The sequence below is a fragment of the Actinomyces mediterranea genome (assembly GCF_900155595.1).
GTDB classification, from domain to species: domain Bacteria; phylum Actinomycetota; class Actinomycetes; order Actinomycetales; family Actinomycetaceae; genus Pauljensenia; species Pauljensenia mediterranea.
This window is the reverse complement of record NZ_FTPB01000003.1, coordinates 259,069-277,647: the sequence shown is the minus strand read 5'-3', so window position 1 is coordinate 277,647 and position 18,579 is coordinate 259,069. Positions and strand designations below refer to the sequence as shown.

14 protein-coding genes and 2 pseudogenes are annotated in these 18,579 nt (G+C 65.7%); 12 read left to right on the top strand and 4 right to left on the bottom strand.

Annotated features, from left to right (window positions below):
* Position 1 precedes the first annotated feature (1 nt).
* From lysA to BQ7471_RS02350, 3 genes are all read left to right on the top strand, one after another.
* The gene (gene lysA / locus BQ7471_RS02360) at positions 2-1,441 is read left to right on the top strand and encodes a diaminopimelate decarboxylase (RefSeq protein WP_076463917.1); all 1,440 of its coding nucleotides are present in this window, start codon (positions 2-4) and stop codon (positions 1,439-1,441) included.
* Positions 1,441-3,117, top strand: coding sequence for a hypothetical protein (locus BQ7471_RS02355; protein WP_129583319.1), 1,677 nt, complete (start codon positions 1,441-1,443; stop codon positions 3,115-3,117). The genes lysA and BQ7471_RS02355 overlap by 1 nt, the downstream gene beginning before the upstream one ends.
* Positions 3,118-3,210: 93 nt before the next feature.
* Positions 3,211-4,200, top strand: coding sequence for a cation diffusion facilitator family transporter (locus BQ7471_RS02350; RefSeq protein ID WP_083663199.1), 990 nt, complete (start codon positions 3,211-3,213; stop codon positions 4,198-4,200).
* Positions 4,201-4,270: 70 nt separating this feature from the next.
* Here BQ7471_RS02350 and BQ7471_RS02345 read toward each other — a convergent pair whose 3' ends face one another.
* On the bottom strand, positions 4,271-4,960 hold the full coding sequence (locus BQ7471_RS02345; protein WP_076463914.1) for an endonuclease III domain-containing protein: 690 nt from the start codon (positions 4,958-4,960) through the stop codon (positions 4,271-4,273).
* Positions 4,961-5,087: 127 nt separating this feature from the next.
* Positions 5,088-7,631, bottom strand: coding sequence for an ATP-dependent helicase HrpB (gene hrpB / locus BQ7471_RS02340; RefSeq protein WP_076463913.1), 2,544 nt, complete (start codon positions 7,629-7,631; stop codon positions 5,088-5,090).
* Positions 7,632-7,734: 103 nt separating this feature from the next.
* On the opposite strand from hrpB, the gene BQ7471_RS11465 reads away from it, so the two are divergent.
* Both BQ7471_RS11465 and BQ7471_RS02335 read left to right on the top strand, forming a co-directional pair.
* Positions 7,735-8,007, top strand: a complete 273-nt coding sequence (locus BQ7471_RS11465) for a hypothetical protein (protein ID WP_205408245.1) — start codon at positions 7,735-7,737, stop codon at positions 8,005-8,007.
* Positions 7,953-8,384, top strand: coding sequence for an ABC transporter permease (locus tag BQ7471_RS02335; protein WP_076463911.1), 432 nt, complete (start codon positions 7,953-7,955; stop codon positions 8,382-8,384). The genes BQ7471_RS11465 and BQ7471_RS02335 overlap by 55 nt, the downstream gene beginning before the upstream one ends.
* Here the strand turns inward: BQ7471_RS02335 and BQ7471_RS02330 are convergent.
* On the bottom strand, positions 8,308-9,759 hold the full coding sequence (locus tag BQ7471_RS02330) for a L,D-transpeptidase family protein (protein ID WP_083663198.1): 1,452 nt from the start codon (positions 9,757-9,759) through the stop codon (positions 8,308-8,310). The genes BQ7471_RS02335 and BQ7471_RS02330 overlap by 77 nt on opposite strands.
* 135 nt (positions 9,760-9,894) lie before the next feature.
* On the opposite strand from BQ7471_RS02330, the gene BQ7471_RS02325 reads away from it, so the two are divergent.
* The 6 genes from BQ7471_RS02325 (at position 9,895) to BQ7471_RS02295 (ending at position 17,225) form a co-directional block, all read left to right on the top strand.
* Positions 9,895-10,971 (top strand): PhoH family protein, encoded by a 1,077-nt coding sequence (locus BQ7471_RS02325; RefSeq protein WP_076464390.1) that lies wholly within the window; start codon positions 9,895-9,897, stop codon positions 10,969-10,971.
* A complete protein-coding gene (gene ybeY, locus BQ7471_RS02320) occupies positions 10,968-11,417 on the top strand; it encodes an rRNA maturation RNase YbeY (RefSeq protein WP_076463910.1) in 450 nt (149 codons plus the stop codon). Before BQ7471_RS02325 ends, ybeY begins: the two co-directional genes overlap by 4 nt.
* The gene (locus tag BQ7471_RS02315; RefSeq protein WP_076463908.1) at positions 11,414-12,724 is read left to right on the top strand and encodes a hemolysin family protein; all 1,311 of its coding nucleotides are present in this window, start codon (positions 11,414-11,416) and stop codon (positions 12,722-12,724) included. The genes ybeY and BQ7471_RS02315 overlap by 4 nt, the downstream gene beginning before the upstream one ends.
* Before the next feature lie 5 nt (positions 12,725-12,729).
* On the top strand, positions 12,730-13,872 hold the full coding sequence (gene era / locus BQ7471_RS02310; protein WP_076463907.1) for a GTPase Era: 1,143 nt from the start codon (positions 12,730-12,732) through the stop codon (positions 13,870-13,872).
* A 122-nt stretch (positions 13,873-13,994) separates the two neighbouring features.
* Positions 13,995-14,300 (top strand): alpha-amylase family glycosyl hydrolase, encoded by a 306-nt coding sequence (locus BQ7471_RS02305; RefSeq protein WP_076463905.1) that lies wholly within the window; start codon positions 13,995-13,997, stop codon positions 14,298-14,300.
* A gap of 423 nt (positions 14,301-14,723) precedes the next feature.
* Complete coding sequence (locus BQ7471_RS02295) at positions 14,724-17,225, top strand: excinuclease ABC subunit UvrA (RefSeq protein WP_076463904.1); 2,502 nt, start codon at positions 14,724-14,726, stop codon at positions 17,223-17,225.
* Here the strand turns inward: BQ7471_RS02295 and BQ7471_RS02290 are convergent.
* Positions 17,222-18,304 (bottom strand): annotated as a pseudogene (locus BQ7471_RS02290) (mannitol dehydrogenase family protein); the annotation flags it as partial. The gene BQ7471_RS02295 and the pseudogene BQ7471_RS02290 overlap by 4 nt on opposite strands.
* A 167-nt stretch (positions 18,305-18,471) precedes the next feature.
* On the opposite strand from BQ7471_RS02290, the pseudogene BQ7471_RS02285 reads away from it, so the two are divergent.
* Positions 18,472-18,564 (top strand): annotated as a pseudogene (locus BQ7471_RS02285) (DapH/DapD/GlmU-related protein); the annotation flags it as partial.
* Positions 18,565-18,579 lie beyond the last annotated feature (15 nt).

Below are 18,579 nucleotides of genomic sequence, written 5' to 3'. Positions count from 1 at the left end.
CATGAACGGCGCACCCGAGTCAATGGATCTCCGCCCGCTCGGCGACCTCGTCTGCCCCGAGCCCGAGCAGCGCCCCGATCTGTGGCCGTGGACCGCGGCGCGCCGCGAGGATGGGGTCATTGAAATCGGCGGTGTCAGTGCGGCGGACATTGTTGAGAGCTTCGCGACCCCTGTATTCGTCCTCGACCGTGCTGACCTGCGCGGACGCGCACAGGTGTGGGCGAGCGCGATGGCCGAGCAGTTCTGGGACGGCTACGGACTCTCCGGAGGCAATGCCTTCTACGCGGGAAAGGCCTTCTTGTGCTCCGACGTCGTGCGCATCGTCACCGGAGCGGGGATGGGCGTCGACACCGCCTCCCTGGGTGAACTCACCATTGCACTGCGTTCGGGAGCCGAGCTGAGCACGATCGGCCTGCACGGCAATAACAAGCTTGATGCGGAGATCGAACTGGCCCTTACCGCGGGCCAGGGTACCGGCATTGAGAGGATCTTCATCGATTCCCTCGATGAGGTCGCCCAAGTCGAGGGGATCGCAGCCGCACTCGGGACAACGGCGCGCGTCATGATCCGCGTCAAGACCGGCGTCCATGCCGGCGGCAACGCCTATATTTCCACCGGGCACGAAGACCAGAAATTCGGCCTCGGAGCCTTCGACGGACAGCTCGACGAGGCCGTCGCCGCGATCGCAGCATCACCCCACCTTGAGTTGCGAGGTCTCCACAGCCACATCGGTTCCCAGATCCATGGGACTGCAGCCTTCGAAGAAGCCGCTCAGATCATGTGCGAATTGCTGGCGAAAATCGAGACGACCACGGGCGAGGCACTGCCCGAACTCGACCTCGGCGGGGGTGTGGGAGTCGCCTACACGGCAGATGACCCGGTCCCCACATCGCCCGTCGAGGCGGCCCGCGCCATCGCGGGTGTCGTCAAGCGCGAGTGCGAACGACTGTCGATCCCCGTCCCGCGCGTCTCAGTCGAACCGGGGCGCTCGACGATCGCGCCGACGACGGTGACCCTGTACCGGGTCGGTGCTGTCAAGGACGCGATCCTCGGCTCCGATGAGGCCCGCAGGCGTTATATCGCGGTCGACGGCGGAATGGCGGACAATATCCGACCCGCCCTCTACGGCGCCAGGTACACGGCGACCCTCGCGAACCGCAACAGCGACGCCCCCCTCGTGCGCTCGCGCGTCGTCGGCAAGCACTGCGAGAGCGGCGACGTCATCGTCTGGGACGTGGACCTGCCCGGCGACGTGCGCTCCGGAGACCTTCTCGCCGTTCCCGTCACCGGAGCCTACGGGTATTCCATGGCCTCCAACTACAACATGCTGACCAAGCCGGGAGTCGTCGCCGTCGAGAACGGCAATGCCGAGTGGATCGTGCGGCCGCAGACGATCGACGACCTGCTCGCCCTCGACCCTGGAATCGGATGGTCGTATTGATGACCGTAAGGCGGTTCAGCGACGAGGAAATCGAGGCAGCGCGCGCCGTTGACGAGGCAAGGAAACGGGGACGCTCCGACGTGAGCCGGGCGGTGAGGCGTTCACTGGCGATGACTCTGGGCGCGGCTGTGATGATTGTTCTTCTCCTCACCCTTCCCGTGTTCTTCGTCTCAACACCTCAGGAGGGCGGATTTGCCCCATTGATGAGGGCTGTCGTCAATCATGCGTCCGGGTGGCTCTCCGATGATGAGAGGGTTCTCGGTTTCCTCGGGATCCTTACAGCCATCATGTTCCCCGCCGCCGTCCTCCTCGGTGAGGTCGGAGATATTACGAGTAGACTCATTGAACCCCTCTCGGACGGCGGGTCCGATCGATCCGCCCAGGAACTGTTCCGCGACGTCGACTGGCGCCGTTTCTCTGCCTACGATCGGCTCGCCTTCCCCACATTCTTCAGCCTCGTCATCGTCTCCGCTCTCGCTTACCTTGCGACAGGAATCCTCGTACGTCACGATCGGACAGTCTCTGCTCTCTTAGCACTGGGCATCGGCGCCTTCGCGACGATGCTCACCGTCCGCGCCGAACTCGATCTCGATTCCTCTCCAACCTTGGGTCGGGCGTTGCGCCGGTGCGAGCTCTTGTCGAAGTGGGAGGCTCTTCGCATCTCGCCGGTGTACTCGAAACGTCGATATTTCCTCCTCGGCGCACTCCTCCTTGCGAGCGTCTTGGGACTCTCCCTCATATGGATCGCTGCCGAGGGACTGCGGGGCGGAGCCGCTATCCTTGCCGTTCAGGCGCCCTCATGGACTCTTCTCCTCATCGTTGCAGGATGGCGCGAACCGGCGCGCCTGTTCATGTCGCGCTCCGATTCAATGGTGCGGGTCTTCCTCCTCGCCTCGATGTGGGTCGCCTTCGCCCTTCCCCTCGCTGTCCTGCCTCTGGGAGCTTTTGCATGTGAGGACATCATGTCCGTTGCAACAATGATCGGTGTCGTCTTCGTCCTTCTTCTCCTTCCCGTCCCGACCCTATGGAATGCGATGCTGCGCGGGGAAGGGCGATTCAGGGGCGTTGAGGCCCCGGTATCATGGTTTCAAGCACTGGAAGGCTCTCGTCGTAGCGATGTCGTTGAACGGGCAGAGGGGGCCGGAGCGACGAGGAGCGCGGTCGTGCTCAGCGTCCTTATGCCCATGATTCCTCCCCTCGTACTGGGTACAGCCGAGTTGGTCGGTGCGACGGCACTCGAATGGAGCATCATGCCGATAGTGATCGCCTGCAACTGCTCGGCCTGGATTTTTGCGTCCATCCTCATGAGCCGCGACCGGCAGTGGGCGCCCGTTACTCTGCGTCTTGCGCGGATCCTGTGCGCCATTGGCGCCGTTGTCGGATCGGCGCGATTGACAGTCGGCATCGAATACGTAGAGGCGCTTGAACGTCTGGCGCTACTTCTCATCATCGCGGCTCCAACGTTTCTCGTCGCAGTGCTCACATCATCTTCACCGCGGATCCGCTCCCTTGCCGAACGGCGGCGTCTACTCGCTCGAATACGCGAATGGACGCGTCGGCATATTGAATCCGCCCGTAAGGCACAAGCGTCCAGGCTTGATGACTACCTGGAGTCGGGGGGTCTGTCGTTGTCGCTTCTTGTCGAAGAGGAAGCTGAACGACACCGTTTTCAATGATTGAATTCGTTATATGCCTTGAGTTCCCGTTCATCGCGTTCGAGGATGATACTGCCGATTGAAAACTAAGGACGATTGCACAGGAGGCAAGCGATGACCCCATCAGTGGATTCGAATCAGCAATCTGATGGCTCTTCTCGGCACGACACGCATCAAAGCAACCACTCCCATGATCACGGACGAGGGGCGCCATCTGCCAGGCTTGCAGGCGCACTCAGCGTCACCGGCCTCATCTTTATCGCCGAGGTCGTCCTCGCCTATGTGACGGGTTCGCTGGCGCTCCTCGCCGACGCGGGGCACATGGCCGCCGACTCCCTCGGACTCGTCACGGCATTCGTCGTCGCGACCCTCGCCTCTCGCCCCGCGACGGATCGCAGGACCTGGGGGCTCGCACGTCTTGAGGTCGTCGGCGCTGCCCTTCAAGCGGGCCTCCTCGCGGCAGTCGGCGTCACCGTGTTCATCAAAGCAATCGGGGCGCTGCTCAACCCAGCCCCGGTGGGCAGTGAGGGGATGCTCGCCATGGGCATCATTGGTCTCGTAGGCAATGCCGTCTCACTGGCGATCCTCGCCGGGGGCAGGCGCACCAATCTCAATATGCGTGCCGCATTCTTAGAAGTCCTCAATGATGCTCTCGGCTCCGTCGGCGTCATCATCGCCGCCCTCATCGTGGCGACGACGGGGTGGACGAGGGCGGATGCCGTCGTTTCCATCGCGATCGTCGTGCTCATCGTCCCCAGGGCGGTGATGCTTCTGCGCGACGCAGGTGCCATTATCCTGGGCTTCGCACCTCGCGAGATCGATGTGGAGGAGTTGCGGCGCCATTTCCTAGCCGTCGAACACGTCGAAGCTGTCCACGATCTGCACGTGTGGTCGGTCGCTTCCGACACTCCGGTGCTGATGGCGCACGTCGTGGTCCGCCCGGAGTGCTTCATCGATGGGCACGCGCGAGAGATCCTCACTCGCCTGCAGACCTGCGCCGCTGAGCACTTCCCCGTTCAACTGTCGCATACGACGATTCAGATCGAGCCCGGGGGCCACGAGGATCCGGGTGAGCCTTGCGACGGCGGGCACCTGCACGTCTAAGGCGGCCTCGCTTCTCAATAGTCACTCTGCGACGCCCCTCATCATCCGAGTCGCCTCTTCGTAGCTCAGGTCAGCGATCCGCCTCATCGCGTGAGCACAGATCCTGCCACTGTTTGCGCAGCGTTCCAGACTCCAGCAGCGGGAGGCATGCGTCCCATCCGCCCAAGCGCCTGGCCATCTTCCCGGATTCGACGATGAGCCCGTGGAAGGTGCCGAGCTCATCGACACTGAATCGCGCATTATGCACGAGTGGATCGACGGCGACCTTTGCTGCCGCATACGTCGCATGATCGCCGAATCCGGTGGCCTTGAGAAGACGGCGCGCGTAGGCGTCGTAGATGAAGATCGGACGGTCGTAGATGTAGAGCAGTAACACATCCGCCGTCTCCATGCCGATTCCTCTGACCGAGAGGAGCCGGTCGCGCACATCAGATGTCGGGCTCCTCCTCGCGTCGGAGTCGTAGAGTTGGAACCAGGTCGATGCTTCCTTGAGATACGTGGCTTTTGTATGGTGATACCCGCAGGGGCGGATGAGAGCGGCACAATCGTCGACAGCGGCGGACGCGATTGCTTCGGGCGTGAGGAGACTAGCGGCTGAGAGGTGCTCCAGGGCGCGCTTGACACTTGTCCATGTCGTATTCTGCACCAGGATCGCACCGACGAGGACTTCGAAGCGCGTATCGGCGGGCCACCAGCGTCCGGCATCGACCTGATCGGACAGCAACGCGAAGAGGGCCCGCATCGATAGTCGCGCACCCATGTTCCGCCTCCTCGCTTTGAGGATACCGCTGCGTGTGACTCCCGGCGATGAGTGGCCGTCACGGTTGGACAGGCCGACGCAGGTCGCCGGTGCGGGACTGCCTTTCGTTGACGGCCCGCCCAGTTGCTCACGTGCTGGGCTTGGCCCGCGAGGTCGGCGCCTGTGCGAGGGGATCATCCGGCCAGGGGTGCTTGGGGTAGCGGCCCCGCAGCTGGGAGCGCACGTCGAAGTACGGGCCCGCCCAGAAGCTGCGCAGATCCGATGTCACCGCTGCGGGCCGCCCCGCCGGGTCAGTGAGGTGAAGGACGAGGGCGAGCGCGCCACCGGCGAAGACGGGCGTGTCGACCCAGCCGAACGCTTCTTGGACCCGCAGCGTGAGGACGGGGCTCCCGCTCGACCAGTCGATGTGCCTGCGCGCCCCGGTGGGGATCTTGATCGATGCGGGAGCCCACTCGTCGATCATTCCGGCCTGCGGCCAGGGGACGAGTGCGCGCAGAGCGTCGTCGAGGTGCAGAGAGGACAGCGGCGCGCCGTCGGCGAGTCGGGGCAGGTCGGAGGCGAGCCACTCGCGCGCGTGGGTGACGAGCCACGCGTCGGAGACATCGGGCCAGGGGTCCCCGCAGGCCTCGTGGACAGCGGCGAGTCTTTCCCTCAGCGACTGTGCGGCATCGGACCAGTGCAGTGCTGAGATGGAGCGGGCGGCGAGGAGCTCATCGAGGGCTTGCGCCGCGTCCTGAATGCTCGGCCTCACGCTCGTGCCCTCGTCGAGGGCGATCGCCCCGAGGCGTGTGATGCGCGTCGCACGCAGGCGCCCCCCTTCGATGGCGCAGCGCCCGTCTTCGGTCGCGAATCCGCGTCCGCCGGTGTGCGCCGTCGCCTCCGAGATGGGCACCGCGAGGCGGATGAGCCCATCCGCTCGGCCCGCTTCGCGGGCGATGTCCGCGATGGCGAGCCACTCGGCACCCTCCAGGGGAGAGGGGGCGGGCAGTGAGGCGCCCTGTCCGTCGATCGTTTGATAGGAGTGCCCCCCTTGGCGCTTGCGGGCGATCCACCAGGGGAAGGCGATGGCGATGACGAGGCCGAGAGCCTCCTCGTCTGAAGCGCCGGAGCCTGGCGCATCCGGGCACAGGCGCTCAAGCCTGCGCGCCTGCGCTGTGATCCTCGCCGTAAGCGCCCGGTCGGACGACTGCGGCAGGCTGCGGGCGAAAGCCGCCACATCCGCATCGCGCACGCGCAGGTCCTCCCCTAAAAGGGCGACGAGGCGCGCACACCTCGCCGTTCCGATCATCGGTGCAGCGGCGAGGAGAGCCGCACCGAGGGCAGGGGCGAGGGGGAGGGCGGCGACGCGGCGCCCCAAGGGGGTCGGCGCCCCCGATGCGTCGACGAGGCCGAGGATTTCCAGAGTCGTCGTCGCTGCGTCCAATGCGCCCCGCGGTGCGGCATCGAGCAACTGTAGGCCGTTGAGGCCCCTGGCGTCCCAGACCGCCGCCTGCAATGCGGTGTCGGTGAGATCGGCTGTCGCGATCTCAGGAAGCGGTTGGGCAATGCGCCTGGCGAAATCGATCTCGCTCATGCAGCGGAAAGCGACGCCGGGGCCGAGGCGGGCGGCGCGGCCCGCACGCTGCTCCAGTTGCGCCTTCGAGGCCGAGACGGTGACGAGGCTGCTCGCGTGCCTGGCGGCATCGAGCCTCGACTCTCGCGACAGTCCCGCGTCGACGACGACTCGCACGCCCGGAACCGTCAAGGAGGATTCGGCGACCGCAGTCGAGATGATTATGCGCCTGGGCGCGGCGGGGGCGGGCTCGGACATGACGCGGTCGTGGGCGGACGGGGGAAGAGAGCCGTGAAGGGGGAGGATCTCCACTTCCTCCCCGCCGAGTGTTCGCCTCCCGTATCCGCCGAGGAGGGCAGCGACCTCGTCGATCTGTCTGGCCCCGGGGACGAAGACGAGGACGTCCCCACTGGCTGCGATGAGCGCCTCATCGACGGTGCGGGCCACATGCGCGAGGAAATCCCGATCGACGACAACGCGACCGGCGGGGGTCGAGACGAGGGCGGCGCCCCGTGGGGGCGCATAGCGCACGTCGAGGGGGAAGAAGCAACCGGGAACGGATACGACACTGACATCCTCAATGGCGTCGGCCAGCAGCCCGGCCGTGCGCTCGGCCTCCAGGGTCGCCGAGGTGAGGGTGAGGTGGAGATTCTTGCGCACCACGGCTCGGATGTCGAGCAGAAGTGCGAGTGCGAGGTCGGTGTCGATGGCTCGCTCGTGGAACTCGTCGAGCATGATGGCGCTGCACCCCGCCAGTTCGAGGTCCGTCTGGATGCGGCGCACGAGCACTCCCGGCGTCATTACCTCGATGCGCGTAGTCGGCCCGACTTTTCGGTCGCCGCGAACTGTGTACCCCACGTCTTCGCCGAGCCCGGTGCCCACGAGGGACGCGAGTCTGCGGGCGGCGGCGCGCACGGCGATGCGGCGCGGTTGCGTCACGATGACCCTGCCCGCCGTCGCGGAGGCGAGCAGAAGCGGCAGGAGCGTCGTCTTGCCCGATCCCGGGGGAGCGGTGAGAACGAGGGCGGCCCCGGGGTGGATCGCATCGCGCAGGCGCGGGAGGGCATCGACGACCGGGAGGTCGGGCGGGGAGGCGAGCGCGGCGTCGAAGCGATTCACCCTCTCAGTATGACCGGCGGTGAAGGCGGGGCGAAGCGCGACGGACCGTTGACGGGGAAAGAGAAATAGACGCTAAAAATTAATCATATGATTAATTCATTGCGTGATGAACGTCAGGCCGCTCCTCGTCCTCGACGAACCCACCGTCGGCCTCGACCCGCTCACCCGGGCGGCGCTGTGGAACGCCTTCCGCTCTGCACCGCGCCGACCTCCTCTTCGGCTACTCGGCCGCCTTCGTCTTCATGATGCGATCCAGGCGGCGATCCTATGCGCAGTCGGCTACGGGTTCCTCGGAGTTAAACGGAGGGCAACCCCGGATGGGTGGTCCTCAATGCTGCGGCCTGCGCCGTCGTCGGCGTGTCACTCGGCCTCATGACCAGTGCCTTCGCCCGATCCGAATTCCGGGCCGTTCAATTCATGCCCATCGTCATCGTGTCTCAAGTCTTCCTGTGCGGACTCCTCGTCCCCGTGGACCGCCTACCGGTGATCCTCGAGTGGATCGTAAATATCCTTCCCCTCACCTACAGCGTCGAAGCCGTTGGCATCATCGGCTCACAAGTCGGCGGCCTCATCATGGCGCGCTACATCGTGGGAATCGAACCGGTCACAGCGCTGAGCGACGATGAGGTCATCGCCATCTACGGGCCGATCCTCCAACACCTCATCGACATGCCGCTCAATAGTGGGAGACGACCACCGTGCCGATATCGACGAAATCGTGGATCCAATGGGCGTCCTCGACGGGAATGTTGATGCATCCGTGCGAGGACTCGTCCGTGCCGATGCCGAATTCTTTCACCCATGGGGCGCCGTGCAACGCGTAGTCCTTGTGCCAGTAGGCAACCCACGGGACGTTGCGCTCGCAATACGGCCAGTCGGGGGTGCACCCCATGTCCTGTGTGGTCAGCTTCAGGTACACCCGGTAGGTACCGGTCACCGTTTCGTGGCCGACGCCGCCGTGGTTGATGAGGATCGGACCGTGGACGACCTCTTGGCCGCGGTAGGCGGTGAGCGTGGAATCGGTGAGATTCACCTCCACCCATTTCTCACCTGCCTTGGCGCGGTAGGCGAAGCGCTCAGGGCCGCTCGGCACGACACGGTCCTCCATGGACGCCTCGATCGGATCCCATTCGATCGTCCCCGAGTAGGCGGTGCGCGAGCGCAGGGCGTCGAGGATGCCGTGCGTCAAGGCATCGGCGTTCGTCACTGAGCGCCCCTCTTTCGCGGGCCGCGCGAGTTGGAGTACTGAGCCGCGGGAATCCACATTGTTGATCCCGTTGATCGGGTCCCTGTTGACCCGGGCGACAGTGCTGTCGACCCAGCTGCGCACCTGCTCCTCGTTGATCGTCGGCGTCAGAGAGCCGTCGGTCTCATCGAAGTTCACCCATCCGGCCTTGGTCGCAGTATCGGCGGTGAACGTCTCCGTCGGCCCGACGAGGGCGATTTCCTCTCGCACGAGGTCGTCGGCCTGGGTGGCCGCCCGCTCCGCCTCCTCAGTCGTCACCTCGGGAGAGGAGGGCGAGGCGGACAGCTCGATGGAGTAGTCGCTCAGGGCTGTTGCTGCGGACATGAAACCGGATCGCAGGGCCTGTCGATCGACCGCCATTCCGTCGCGGCCGGCGACCGCCACATGAGTGCTTTCATCCTCGGATAAGACGACCCGGGCCCCGACAGGGGCGCTGCCCGTGAGTGTGTCCGCCCGGGCGGCCACCGCGGAGAAGAGGGAATCGTCGATGGACGCAGGAACTGTGATGTTGTCGGAGCGTACGAGAGCGGTGAGGGAGGCCACGGATGCGAGAATGTTTCCCGACCCGTTCATGGCACTGGCCGCAACGGCCGCCGGGTCGATGATGATTCCGGCATCGGCGAAGGGGAGCGTCATATCATTCCCATTGACCCTCACAGTAATTTTCGCTGTGCGTATCCGTTGGTCGACGAACTGTTCCACCTGTTCACGAGTCATCCCCGCAATGCTCGTACCGCCGATGCTGCGTCCGGGAAGTACTCTGTCCGCGTAGGCCGCGGTGTATACCACGAGCCCCAATGCGACGGCGGCGAATAGCGAGACGACGAGTATTCGCCACCACGAGTCGCGGTGGCGCGGGCGGTGCTGGGCAGAATACGTCATGGGCCCACCGTAGCGGGTTCGATGGTCTGCGTGAAACTCGGACGTGTCTCACTCCACGCGGATCGGGGAGCCCAGCTCCTTCCGGATTCATCTCCTCCCCCGCTGGCAAGGACCGCTAGACTGGTGAATGCAGGCATGACAGAAGAAAGGCGGGTCTTCGTGACCGAAGCGGGAGCGGCGGATACCGTCGCCACTTCGCGGTGCATCGCCATTGGAGCGGATGTCGACCCGGTCATGGTACTCGGAACCTCCGATCAGGTGCTTCGCGTCCTGGAGAGAGGATTCCCACATGTGGGCATCCACGTCATCGGCAGGGAGATCACCCTGGTCGGCACCGATGCCGATACACAGGTCGCCGTCCAACTCCTTGAAGAACTCATCTCCCTCGCGAAGCGGGGACAGCCCCTCGACGCGACGGCAGTGGAGCACGCGATCAGTCTGCTCACAAAAAGCGCTCTGGCTGCTCCCTCGCAGGAGATCCTCTCAGTGAGGGGCCGGTCGATCGGTCCCAAATCGCCGGGCCAAAAAGCCTATGTCGAGGCCATGGACCGTTCAACCATCGTCTTCGGGATCGGACCCGCTGGAACGGGCAAGACCTACCTCGCCATGGCGAGGGCCGTGCAGAGCCTCCTCGCCGGGCGGGTGCGCCGCATCGTCCTCACCCGCCCCGCAGTCGAGGCGGGTGAGAATCTCGGCTTCCTCCCCGGTACCCTCACCGACAAGATCGACCCCTACCTGCGGCCCCTCTACGATGCGCTGGGGGATATGCTCGACGCCGAGGCCCTGCCCAAACTCATGGCTGCGGGCACTATCGAAGTCGCTCCGCTGGCTTATATGAGGGGGCGGACGCTCAACGATTCCTTCATTATCTTGGATGAGGCGCAGAACACGACCGCCAATCAGATGAAGATGTTCCTCACGCGCCTGGGGTTCAATTCGCAGATCGTCGTCACTGGCGACGCCTCTCAGGTCGATCTTCCCGGTGCGGGACAGTCGGGCCTCGCCCTCATCTCGACGATCCTCGACGGTATCGACAGCATTGAGTTCTGCCGACTCACCAGTGCAGACGTCGTTCGACACGAACTCGTCGGGGAGATCATCGACGCCTATGCGCGCTGGGATGAACGCGAAGAGGATCTGCGCCGAATGCGCCGGTCGACCCCGAGAACATCTGCCAGACACTCCACCGATGAACGAGGAGCTCGATCATGACTGAGATCATCAACGAGACGGATTACGACATCGACGGGGCAGAGTTCGCTGCACTGGCCGATCATGTCCTCACCGCGATGCATGTCGCAACGGACGCCGAACTCAATATCTTGTTCATCGACCCCGAACCGATGACGGACCTTCATATCCGGTGGCTCGACCTTCCGGGGCCGACCGATGTCATGAGCTTCCCCATGGACGAGCTCAAACCCGGAACCGCCGAGCGGCCCACGCCATCCGGGACGCTCGGGGACATCTGCATCTGCCCACAGGTTGCCGAGGGCCAGGCGAAAGAAGCGGGGCACACGACGGTGGAGGAGATGCTCATGCTCGCCACGCACGGGATGCTCCACCTGCTCGGCTATGACCACCAGGAGGAGGCCGAGCGGGACGAGATGTTCGCCCTGCAGCGTAAACTCCTCCTCACCTTCCTCGCGACCCGATGAACCCCTACTGGACGGCCACCATCCCCGTTGCGGCGCTCATCGTCGGAGCACTCCTTGCGCTCCTCATTGCCTCCCTTCTCCAGGCCATTGACGTCGCCCTATCCCAGACGACGGTGGCGATGGCCGATGACCTCATCGAAGAGGGACACCGCAACGCCCCCACCGTGCACACCCTCGTCGCACACCGCGCGCGCACCCAGCTCGTCCTTCGCGGAATGCGCACATTCAGCCAAGTCTTCTTCGCCGTGTGCATCACCCTCGTCATCCAGACCGTGGGCTGGCAGTGGTGGGCGACGGGACTCATCGCCCTCGTGACGATCAGCCTGCTGCACTTCGTCCTCGTCTCGCTGCTACCAACGCGGTGGGGCAACCGCAAGCCCGAGCGCATCGCACTGATCGGCGGACCCCTGACCGAGCGCCTCGTCACCGCGACCCGCGTCTTGGACCCCCTCATTGAACCGTTGCGGGGCAGATTACCTGCCCCTGAGCCCACTGAGGCGCAGGCGCGAGCCGAATTGGTGGATGACCTGCGCGAAATGGTTGATGAGATCGGGGAGACGGAGGGATTCGAAGAGGAGGATCGCGAGATGCTGCGATCCGTCCTCGACCTGGGCAACACCCTCGTGCGCGAGGTAATGGTTCCGCGCACCCAGATGGTGACCGCTCCCTTCGATCTTCCCGCGCGTAAGGCACTGCGGCTCTTCGTGCGCTCGGGCTTCTCCCGCATCCCCGTCGAGGGCGATGATGTCGACGACATTCGCGGAATCCTCTACTTCAAGGATGTTGTTCAGAGATTGGAGACTTACGGGAATGAGTTGGACCAGGTCGCCGAGCAGATGATGCGCCCGGCTGAGTTCACCGTTGAAATGAAGCCCGCCGATGACCTTCTGCGCCATATGCAGGCCGAGCACTATCACATGGCGATCGTCATCGACGAGTACGGCGGAGTCGCGGGCCTGGTCACGCTGGAAGACCTCATTGAAGAAGTCGTCGGTGAACTCACCGATGAACACGATCGCTTCGTCATGGAGCCCGAGGAGATCAGCGAGGGCCGCTGGCGGGTACCCGCGCGCTACTCGATTGTCGAACTCGGCGAGCTCTTCGACATGGAACTCGAAGACGAGGACGTCGATTCCGTGGGCGGTCTGCTCGCCAAAGCGATCGGGAGGGTGCCACTGCCCGGCGCTATCGGTGAGGCCAGCGGCATCCGTATGGTCGCCGAAGAGGCGAGGGGACGCCGCCGCCAGGTCGGCACCATCGTGTGTTCGCGTGTTGATAGTCTTGGGGCTTCGAACAGGCAGGAATGAGGACCATGCATTTTCCCAGCGATGATGAGCTCATGGCGGGCCCGAACGCCTTTGACGACCAGTCGATTGAGATCGACGAGGATGCCCTCGAAGAGGAGGCCCCGGGCGACGATGCGGTCGAAACGGATGATGACGATTGGGAGGATACCGACTCGGAGGACGAAGTCGCGGGCCGCCTCCAGGAGATCAAGTCGCTGCGCCGCGAGGCTGATGCCAGTGCGGGACTCGTCATGCCTGACTATCCCGAGGACTTCCGCGCCGGATTCGTCTCCATCGTCGGACGGCCCAATGTCGGCAAGTCGACGTTGACGAATGCTCTCGTCGGCCAGAAGATCGCGATCACATCGGGGCGCCCGGAGACGACGCGACACAATATCCGCGGCATCGTCCATCGGGACAAGGCACAGGTCGTCCTCGTCGACACCCCCGGATACCATCGTCCCCGCACCCTTCTCGGCAAGAGGCTCAACGACATGGTCCGCGAGGCCCTTGCCGAAGTGGACTGCGTCGTCTTCTGCCTCCCCGCGAATCAGCACATCGGGCCGGGGGACCAGTTCATCGCCCGCGAACTCAAAGACGTGCACCGCCCGGTCATCGCCGTAGCCACGAAAGCGGATCTCGTCACGCGCGACCGTCTCATGAAGCATTTGCTGTCCATCGATCGGATGGGGGACTTTGCGGCCATCGTGCCGGTGTCGGCGGTCAGCGGGGACGGCATCGACATCCTCACCGACGTGCTCGTGCAGACGGTGCCCCTGTCGCCTCCCCTGTATCCCGCGGGCGATGTCACCGATGAGTCCCGCGATACGCTCATCGCGGAGTTCATCCGCGAAGCCGCACTCGAAGGGATACGCGAGGAATTGCCGCACTCCCTGGCGGTCCAGGTCGAGGAGATCATTGAGCGCCCGAGGCGCGAGGGCGACACCCGTCCGCCACTCGTTGACGTCCACGTCAATGTGTATGTGGAGCGCGACTCCCAAAAGGCGATCATCATCGGTAAGAAGGGTGCCCGCCTCAAGGACATCGGGACGAGGTCGAGGGCTCAGATTGAAGAGCTGCTCGGCTGTCGCGTCTACCTCGACTTGCATGTGCGCACCGCGAAGGATTGGCAGTCGGACCCGAAGATGTTGGGGCGCCTCGGATTCTGAGGAGCGGAGTTTTATTCGGCAACAGTGGTGGGGTAAAAACGCCACTCGTTGACGTGTCTTTCGAAATGTAAAATTTCGTGAACGCAACGCCGTTGACGAAAGCGAAAGCAGTGAAGGACACGATGACGAGTTTTCGCCGCTCTGTTGCCTACCAGATCTACCTCAAGTCGTTCTACGACTCCAATGGCGACGACATCTCCAACTACTGCGCCATCGATCCCGCGATGGCCGCGACGGAGAACTTCGAGGAGTTCGTCGCCGCTCTGGGTGCCCACGGGATTGGCGTCATGCTCGACATGGTCCTCAACCACAGCTCCACCGAGCACGAGTGGTTCCGCAAGGCGCTGGCCGACGACGAGCACTACCAGCGCTACTACTACCTGCGCGACCCTAAGTCCGACGGATCGCTGCTCACCAACTGGGTGTAGAAGTTCGGGGCCCGCCTGGGCGCCCTTCGACGACACCGGCAAGTACTACCTGCACCTGTACGACCGCACCCAGGTCGACCTCGACTGGAACAATCCCGCGGTGCGCGAGGAAGCAGCCAAGGTCGTCAACTTCTGGCGCTCCAAGGGGGGGGAGCGCGACACCGCCCTCGCTTCGCAAAGTGAATGCCGCCATATCGCCCACGGAGGTGCGAAGCACCTGGCATGTATTGGGGCGCCAAGCCACCCAACCTCGCACAGACCGCCGCCACCAGGCTGCACTCACGGACCCCCGGCGTGCATTGGGGAGGGCTTGTCAGTCGGCGGCGGATTGGACGCCGCGCCTCGCTGCGCGCACGGGTCGACGGCGCTACGGTGGGATCGGCGCGCCCAGACCCCCGCCCCGTCGAACACGAATGGACCTCCATGCCACACCGCACACGTCCCACCAGCATCCAGGTGCGCGGAGCGCGCATCCACAACCTCAAGAACATTGACGTCGATGTCCCCCTGGGCGAGTTCGTGGCGGTGGCTGGGGTCTCCGGCTCCGGCAAGAGCTCACTGGCCCTCGGGGTCCTCTACGCCGAAGGATCGCGCCGCTACGTCGAGTCCTTGGCCACCTACACGCGCAGGCGCATCTCCCAGGCGTCAAGGGCCGACGTTGACGAGGTCCTCCATGTGCCGGCCGCCCTCGCGCTGCGGCAGAGGCCGGGGGTGCCCGACGTACGCTCCACCTTCGGCACGGCGACCGAACTCCTCAACCACCTGCGCCTTCTGTTCTCGCGCGCGGGATCTTATCTGTGTCCCAACGGTCACCGCGTGCCCCCGTCGCGCAACGTGTCGCTTGAGGAGCCCTTGACCTGCCCGCAGTGCGCCGTGTTCTTCTACGGCTTGGGCGCTGAGGAGATGGCGTTCAACTCCGGCGGGGCATGCCCGGTGTGCGAGGGGATGGGCGTCCAGCGGGTCGTTAACCGTGCGGCGCTGGTCCCCGACGAGTCTCTGACGATCGACCAGGGGGCCGTGGCCCCGTGGGGCTCACTCATGTGGAAGCTCATGAAGGATGTCGCCCGCGAGATGGGCGTGCGCACCGACGTGCCCTTCCGGGACCTCACCGACCAGGAGAGGGCCATTGTCTACGAGGGGCCGGCCGAGAAGAGGCACGTTGTGGTCGCCACGAAGACGGGCGGGGCGGAGCTGGACTTCACGTACTTCAACGCGGTCGCGACGGTCGAGAACGCGCTTGCGAAGGCCAAGGACGAGAAGGCCCTCGCTCGCGTCGAGAAGTACCTCATTACGCGCGAATGCCCCGCGTGTGGGGGGACGCGCCTGGGGGAGCGCGTCCGCTCGACGCTGATCGACGGCATCGACCTGGGCCAGGCCTCGCGCCTGACCCTGGGCGAACTGCGCGAATGGGTGGGAAGGGTCCCCGGCCTCGTCTCCGGCGAGGTCGCCCCCATGGCCCGCGTGATCGTCGACGAGATGGCCGAGCCAATGGCGCGCTTGGTCGACCTGGGCCTGTCCTACCTGTCCCTGGACCGCGCTTCCTCCACCCTGTCCAACGGCGAGCGCCAGCGCGTGCAACTCGCCCGGGCGGTCCGCAACCGCACGACCGGCGTCCTGTACGTGCTGGACGAGCCGACCATCGGCCTGCACCCCTCCAATGTGGACGGCGTCCTGGACATCATCCAGGAGCTGTTGGCGGACGGGAACTCGGTCGTCGTCGTCGATCACGACACGCGCGTGCTGGCCGCGGCGGACCACCTGATCGAGATCGGCCCGGGCGCCGGATCTGACGGCGGCCGCGTCATCTTCCAGGGCGCCATCGACGAGGCCATGGCCGCCCCCGCCTCCCGCGTCGGCCCGTACATGGCCGGGACCCGCCGGGTTGAGCGCGCGGCGGGCGAGGGGGCGGTCGGCGCGGATCCGGACGGGCGCGGCGCGATTCACCTGGAAACCGCTTCGATCCACACGGTTCGCCCGCTCAGCGTCGATTTCCCGGTGGGCGCGCTGACAGCGGTGACGGGCGTGAGCGGGTCGGGCAAGACAACTCTGGTCCTCGAGTCGCTGATCCCCGCGTTGCGAGCGCGCCTGGGCGGCGAGGCGCTGCCCGCGTGGGTCCGGGAGGTGGACGCGGCGGGCATTTCGCGCGCCGCCCTCATTGACGCGACGCCCATCGGTGTGAACGTGCGCTCGACCGTGGCCACGTACTCCGGGGTTTTGGACGAGCTGCGCCGCGCGTTCGCCCGCACGGACGAGGCGAGGGCGGCGGGGCTCACAGCCGGCGCGTTCTCGTACAACACGGGTTCGCTGCGGTGCCCGACGTGCGACGGAACGGGGCAGATCACACTGGACGTGCAGTTCCTGCCCGACGTGGACATCGAGTGCACGGACTGCCGGGGCAGCAGGTACGGTTCCGGGGCGGACGGCATCCGGCGCGACGGATTGAGCCTGCCGGACATCATGGCCATGAGCGTTGATGACGCGCGCGAGGCGGTGCGCGGGCTGAAGAAGGCCCGTGCGCTGCTCGACACCCTCTCGGGGCTCGGGCTCGGCTACCTAACGCTGGGAGAGGCGACGCCCGCCCTGTCGGGCGGCGAGGCGCAGAGGCTCAAGCTCGCCTCGGAGATGGGACGGCGCCAGGACGGCACCCTTTTCGTCTTCGACGAGCCGACGATCGGCCTGCACCCGGCCGACGTGCAGGTGCTGCTCGACGTGTTGCAACGCCTCATCGACCAGGGGGCGACCGTCCTGGTGATCGAACACGACCTGGACCTGATCCGCAACGCCGACTGGGTGATAGACATGGGTCCGGGCGGTGGCGCTGAGGGCGGGCGCATCGTCGCGCAGGGCACGCCCAGTGACATCGCGGATTGCCCCCGTTCGCTCACGGGCCACTACCTGCGGGCGCCCCGGCCCTCCTACGCCTAGCCGACCAGCGCCCGCATCCGGGCGCGCGCCCCCTCGGCGCGCAGCGCCCTCAGCTGGGAGACGAACTCCTCGACGAAGCGTCCGTTCGCGGACAGGTCGCCGAACACCGCCTCGTCGGAGACGAAGGCGCGGTCGTCGCCCTCCTTCTGCGCGGCGGCCAACTCCAGCAGGCGGGCGCCCGCCGGGTCGTCGATCGCGATCGGCGCGCCCGCCTCGTCGACGCCCTCGTCGCCCAGCGCCCACGCCGCGACCATCGCGGCGCCCAAGCGGATGCCCCCGCCGCTGGCCAGGTTGTCGCGCACAGTGCCGAGCACGAACTTCGGCATCCTGTTCGACGCGTCCTGCGCGAGGCGGAACAGCGTGTCGGCGATGGCCTCGTTCGTGAAGCGCTCGAAGAGGGTGTCCACGTACCCGTCCAAGTCGATCCCGGGGACCGGCCGCAGGGTCGGGCGCGCCTCGCGCTCCAAGTAGGCGCGCACCCATGCGGCGATGTCCGGGTCGGCGGCCGCGTCGTGCGCGTACTCGATGCCCAATAGGCGCCCCCAGTGGGCCAGGCTCTGGTGCGAGGCGTTGAGCAGGCGGAGCTTCATGAGCTCGTAGGGGACCACGTCGGACACCATTTGCACGCCGACGTGCTCGAAGGGCGGGCGGCCGTCGGTGAACACGTCCTCCAGGACCCACTGCGTGAACGGTTCGCACACCACGGGCCACGCGTCCTCCACGCCGAGGCGCTCTCGCACCGACTCGATGTCAGCGGGAGTCGTCTGCGGGGTGATGCGGTCGACCATGCAGTTGGGGAAGGCGACGTTCTGGTCGATCCACTGGGCGAAGTCCGGGTCGCTCATCCGCGCCTGCGACACGACGGCCGTGCGCGCCACCTTGCCGTTGCCCGGCAGGTTGTCGCAGCTCATCACGGTGAAGGGGGCGGTGCCCGCCTCGCGCCGCTGGCGGAGGGCCTCGACGATGTACCCGAAACTGGTGGTCGGGTGGCGCGGGTCCGCGGCGTCTCGGGCGGCGCCGGCCGACTCCGTACGGAACAGCCCGGTGGCGTCGTCGACGTTGTAGCCGCCCTCCGTCACNGGAGTGGGGCGAGGGGCGGGATGGTCCTTCGTGGGCGTGGTTCCTCGGACGACGCGGAGGACGAGGCCGGGTCAGGCCCAGGCGGTCCCCGCGCGGGCGGCGCCCACGTCCACATCGGCGCCAGCGGTTCATCAATTTCAATGCCGTCCTAGTCGACGACACCGACATCTTCATCGGCGACAACGTGTGGCTCGGGGTCGGCGTCATCGTGTCCCCGGGCGTCACGATTGGCGCGGAGACCGTGGTCGGGGCGGGGGCCGGGTACGGCGTGCCG

Excerpts from the sequence above, each read along its gene's own strand:
- lysA (WP_076463917.1), top strand. The coding sequence starts at position 2 with ATGAACGGCGCACCCGAGTCAATGGATCTCCGCCCGCTCGGCGACCTC.
- BQ7471_RS02355 (WP_129583319.1), top strand. The coding sequence starts at position 1,441 with ATGACCGTAAGGCGGTTCAGCGACGAGGAAATCGAGGCAGCGCGCGCC.
- BQ7471_RS02350 (WP_083663199.1), top strand. The coding sequence starts at position 3,211 with ATGACCCCATCAGTGGATTCGAATCAGCAATCTGATGGCTCTTCTCGG.
- BQ7471_RS02345 (WP_076463914.1), bottom strand. The coding sequence starts at position 4,960 with ATGGGTGCGCGACTATCGATGCGGGCCCTCTTCGCGTTGCTGTCCGAT.
- BQ7471_RS02330 (WP_083663198.1), bottom strand. The coding sequence starts at position 9,759 with ATGACGTATTCTGCCCAGCACCGCCCGCGCCACCGCGACTCGTGGTGG.
- BQ7471_RS02325 (WP_076464390.1), top strand. The coding sequence starts at position 9,895 with ATGACAGAAGAAAGGCGGGTCTTCGTGACCGAAGCGGGAGCGGCGGAT.
- ybeY (WP_076463910.1), top strand. The coding sequence starts at position 10,968 with ATGACTGAGATCATCAACGAGACGGATTACGACATCGACGGGGCAGAG.
- BQ7471_RS02315 (WP_076463908.1), top strand. The coding sequence starts at position 11,414 with ATGAACCCCTACTGGACGGCCACCATCCCCGTTGCGGCGCTCATCGTC.
- era (WP_076463907.1), top strand. The coding sequence starts at position 12,730 with ATGCATTTTCCCAGCGATGATGAGCTCATGGCGGGCCCGAACGCCTTT.
- BQ7471_RS02305 (WP_076463905.1), top strand. The coding sequence starts at position 13,995 with ATGACGAGTTTTCGCCGCTCTGTTGCCTACCAGATCTACCTCAAGTCG.
- BQ7471_RS02295 (WP_076463904.1), top strand. The coding sequence starts at position 14,724 with ATGCCACACCGCACACGTCCCACCAGCATCCAGGTGCGCGGAGCGCGC.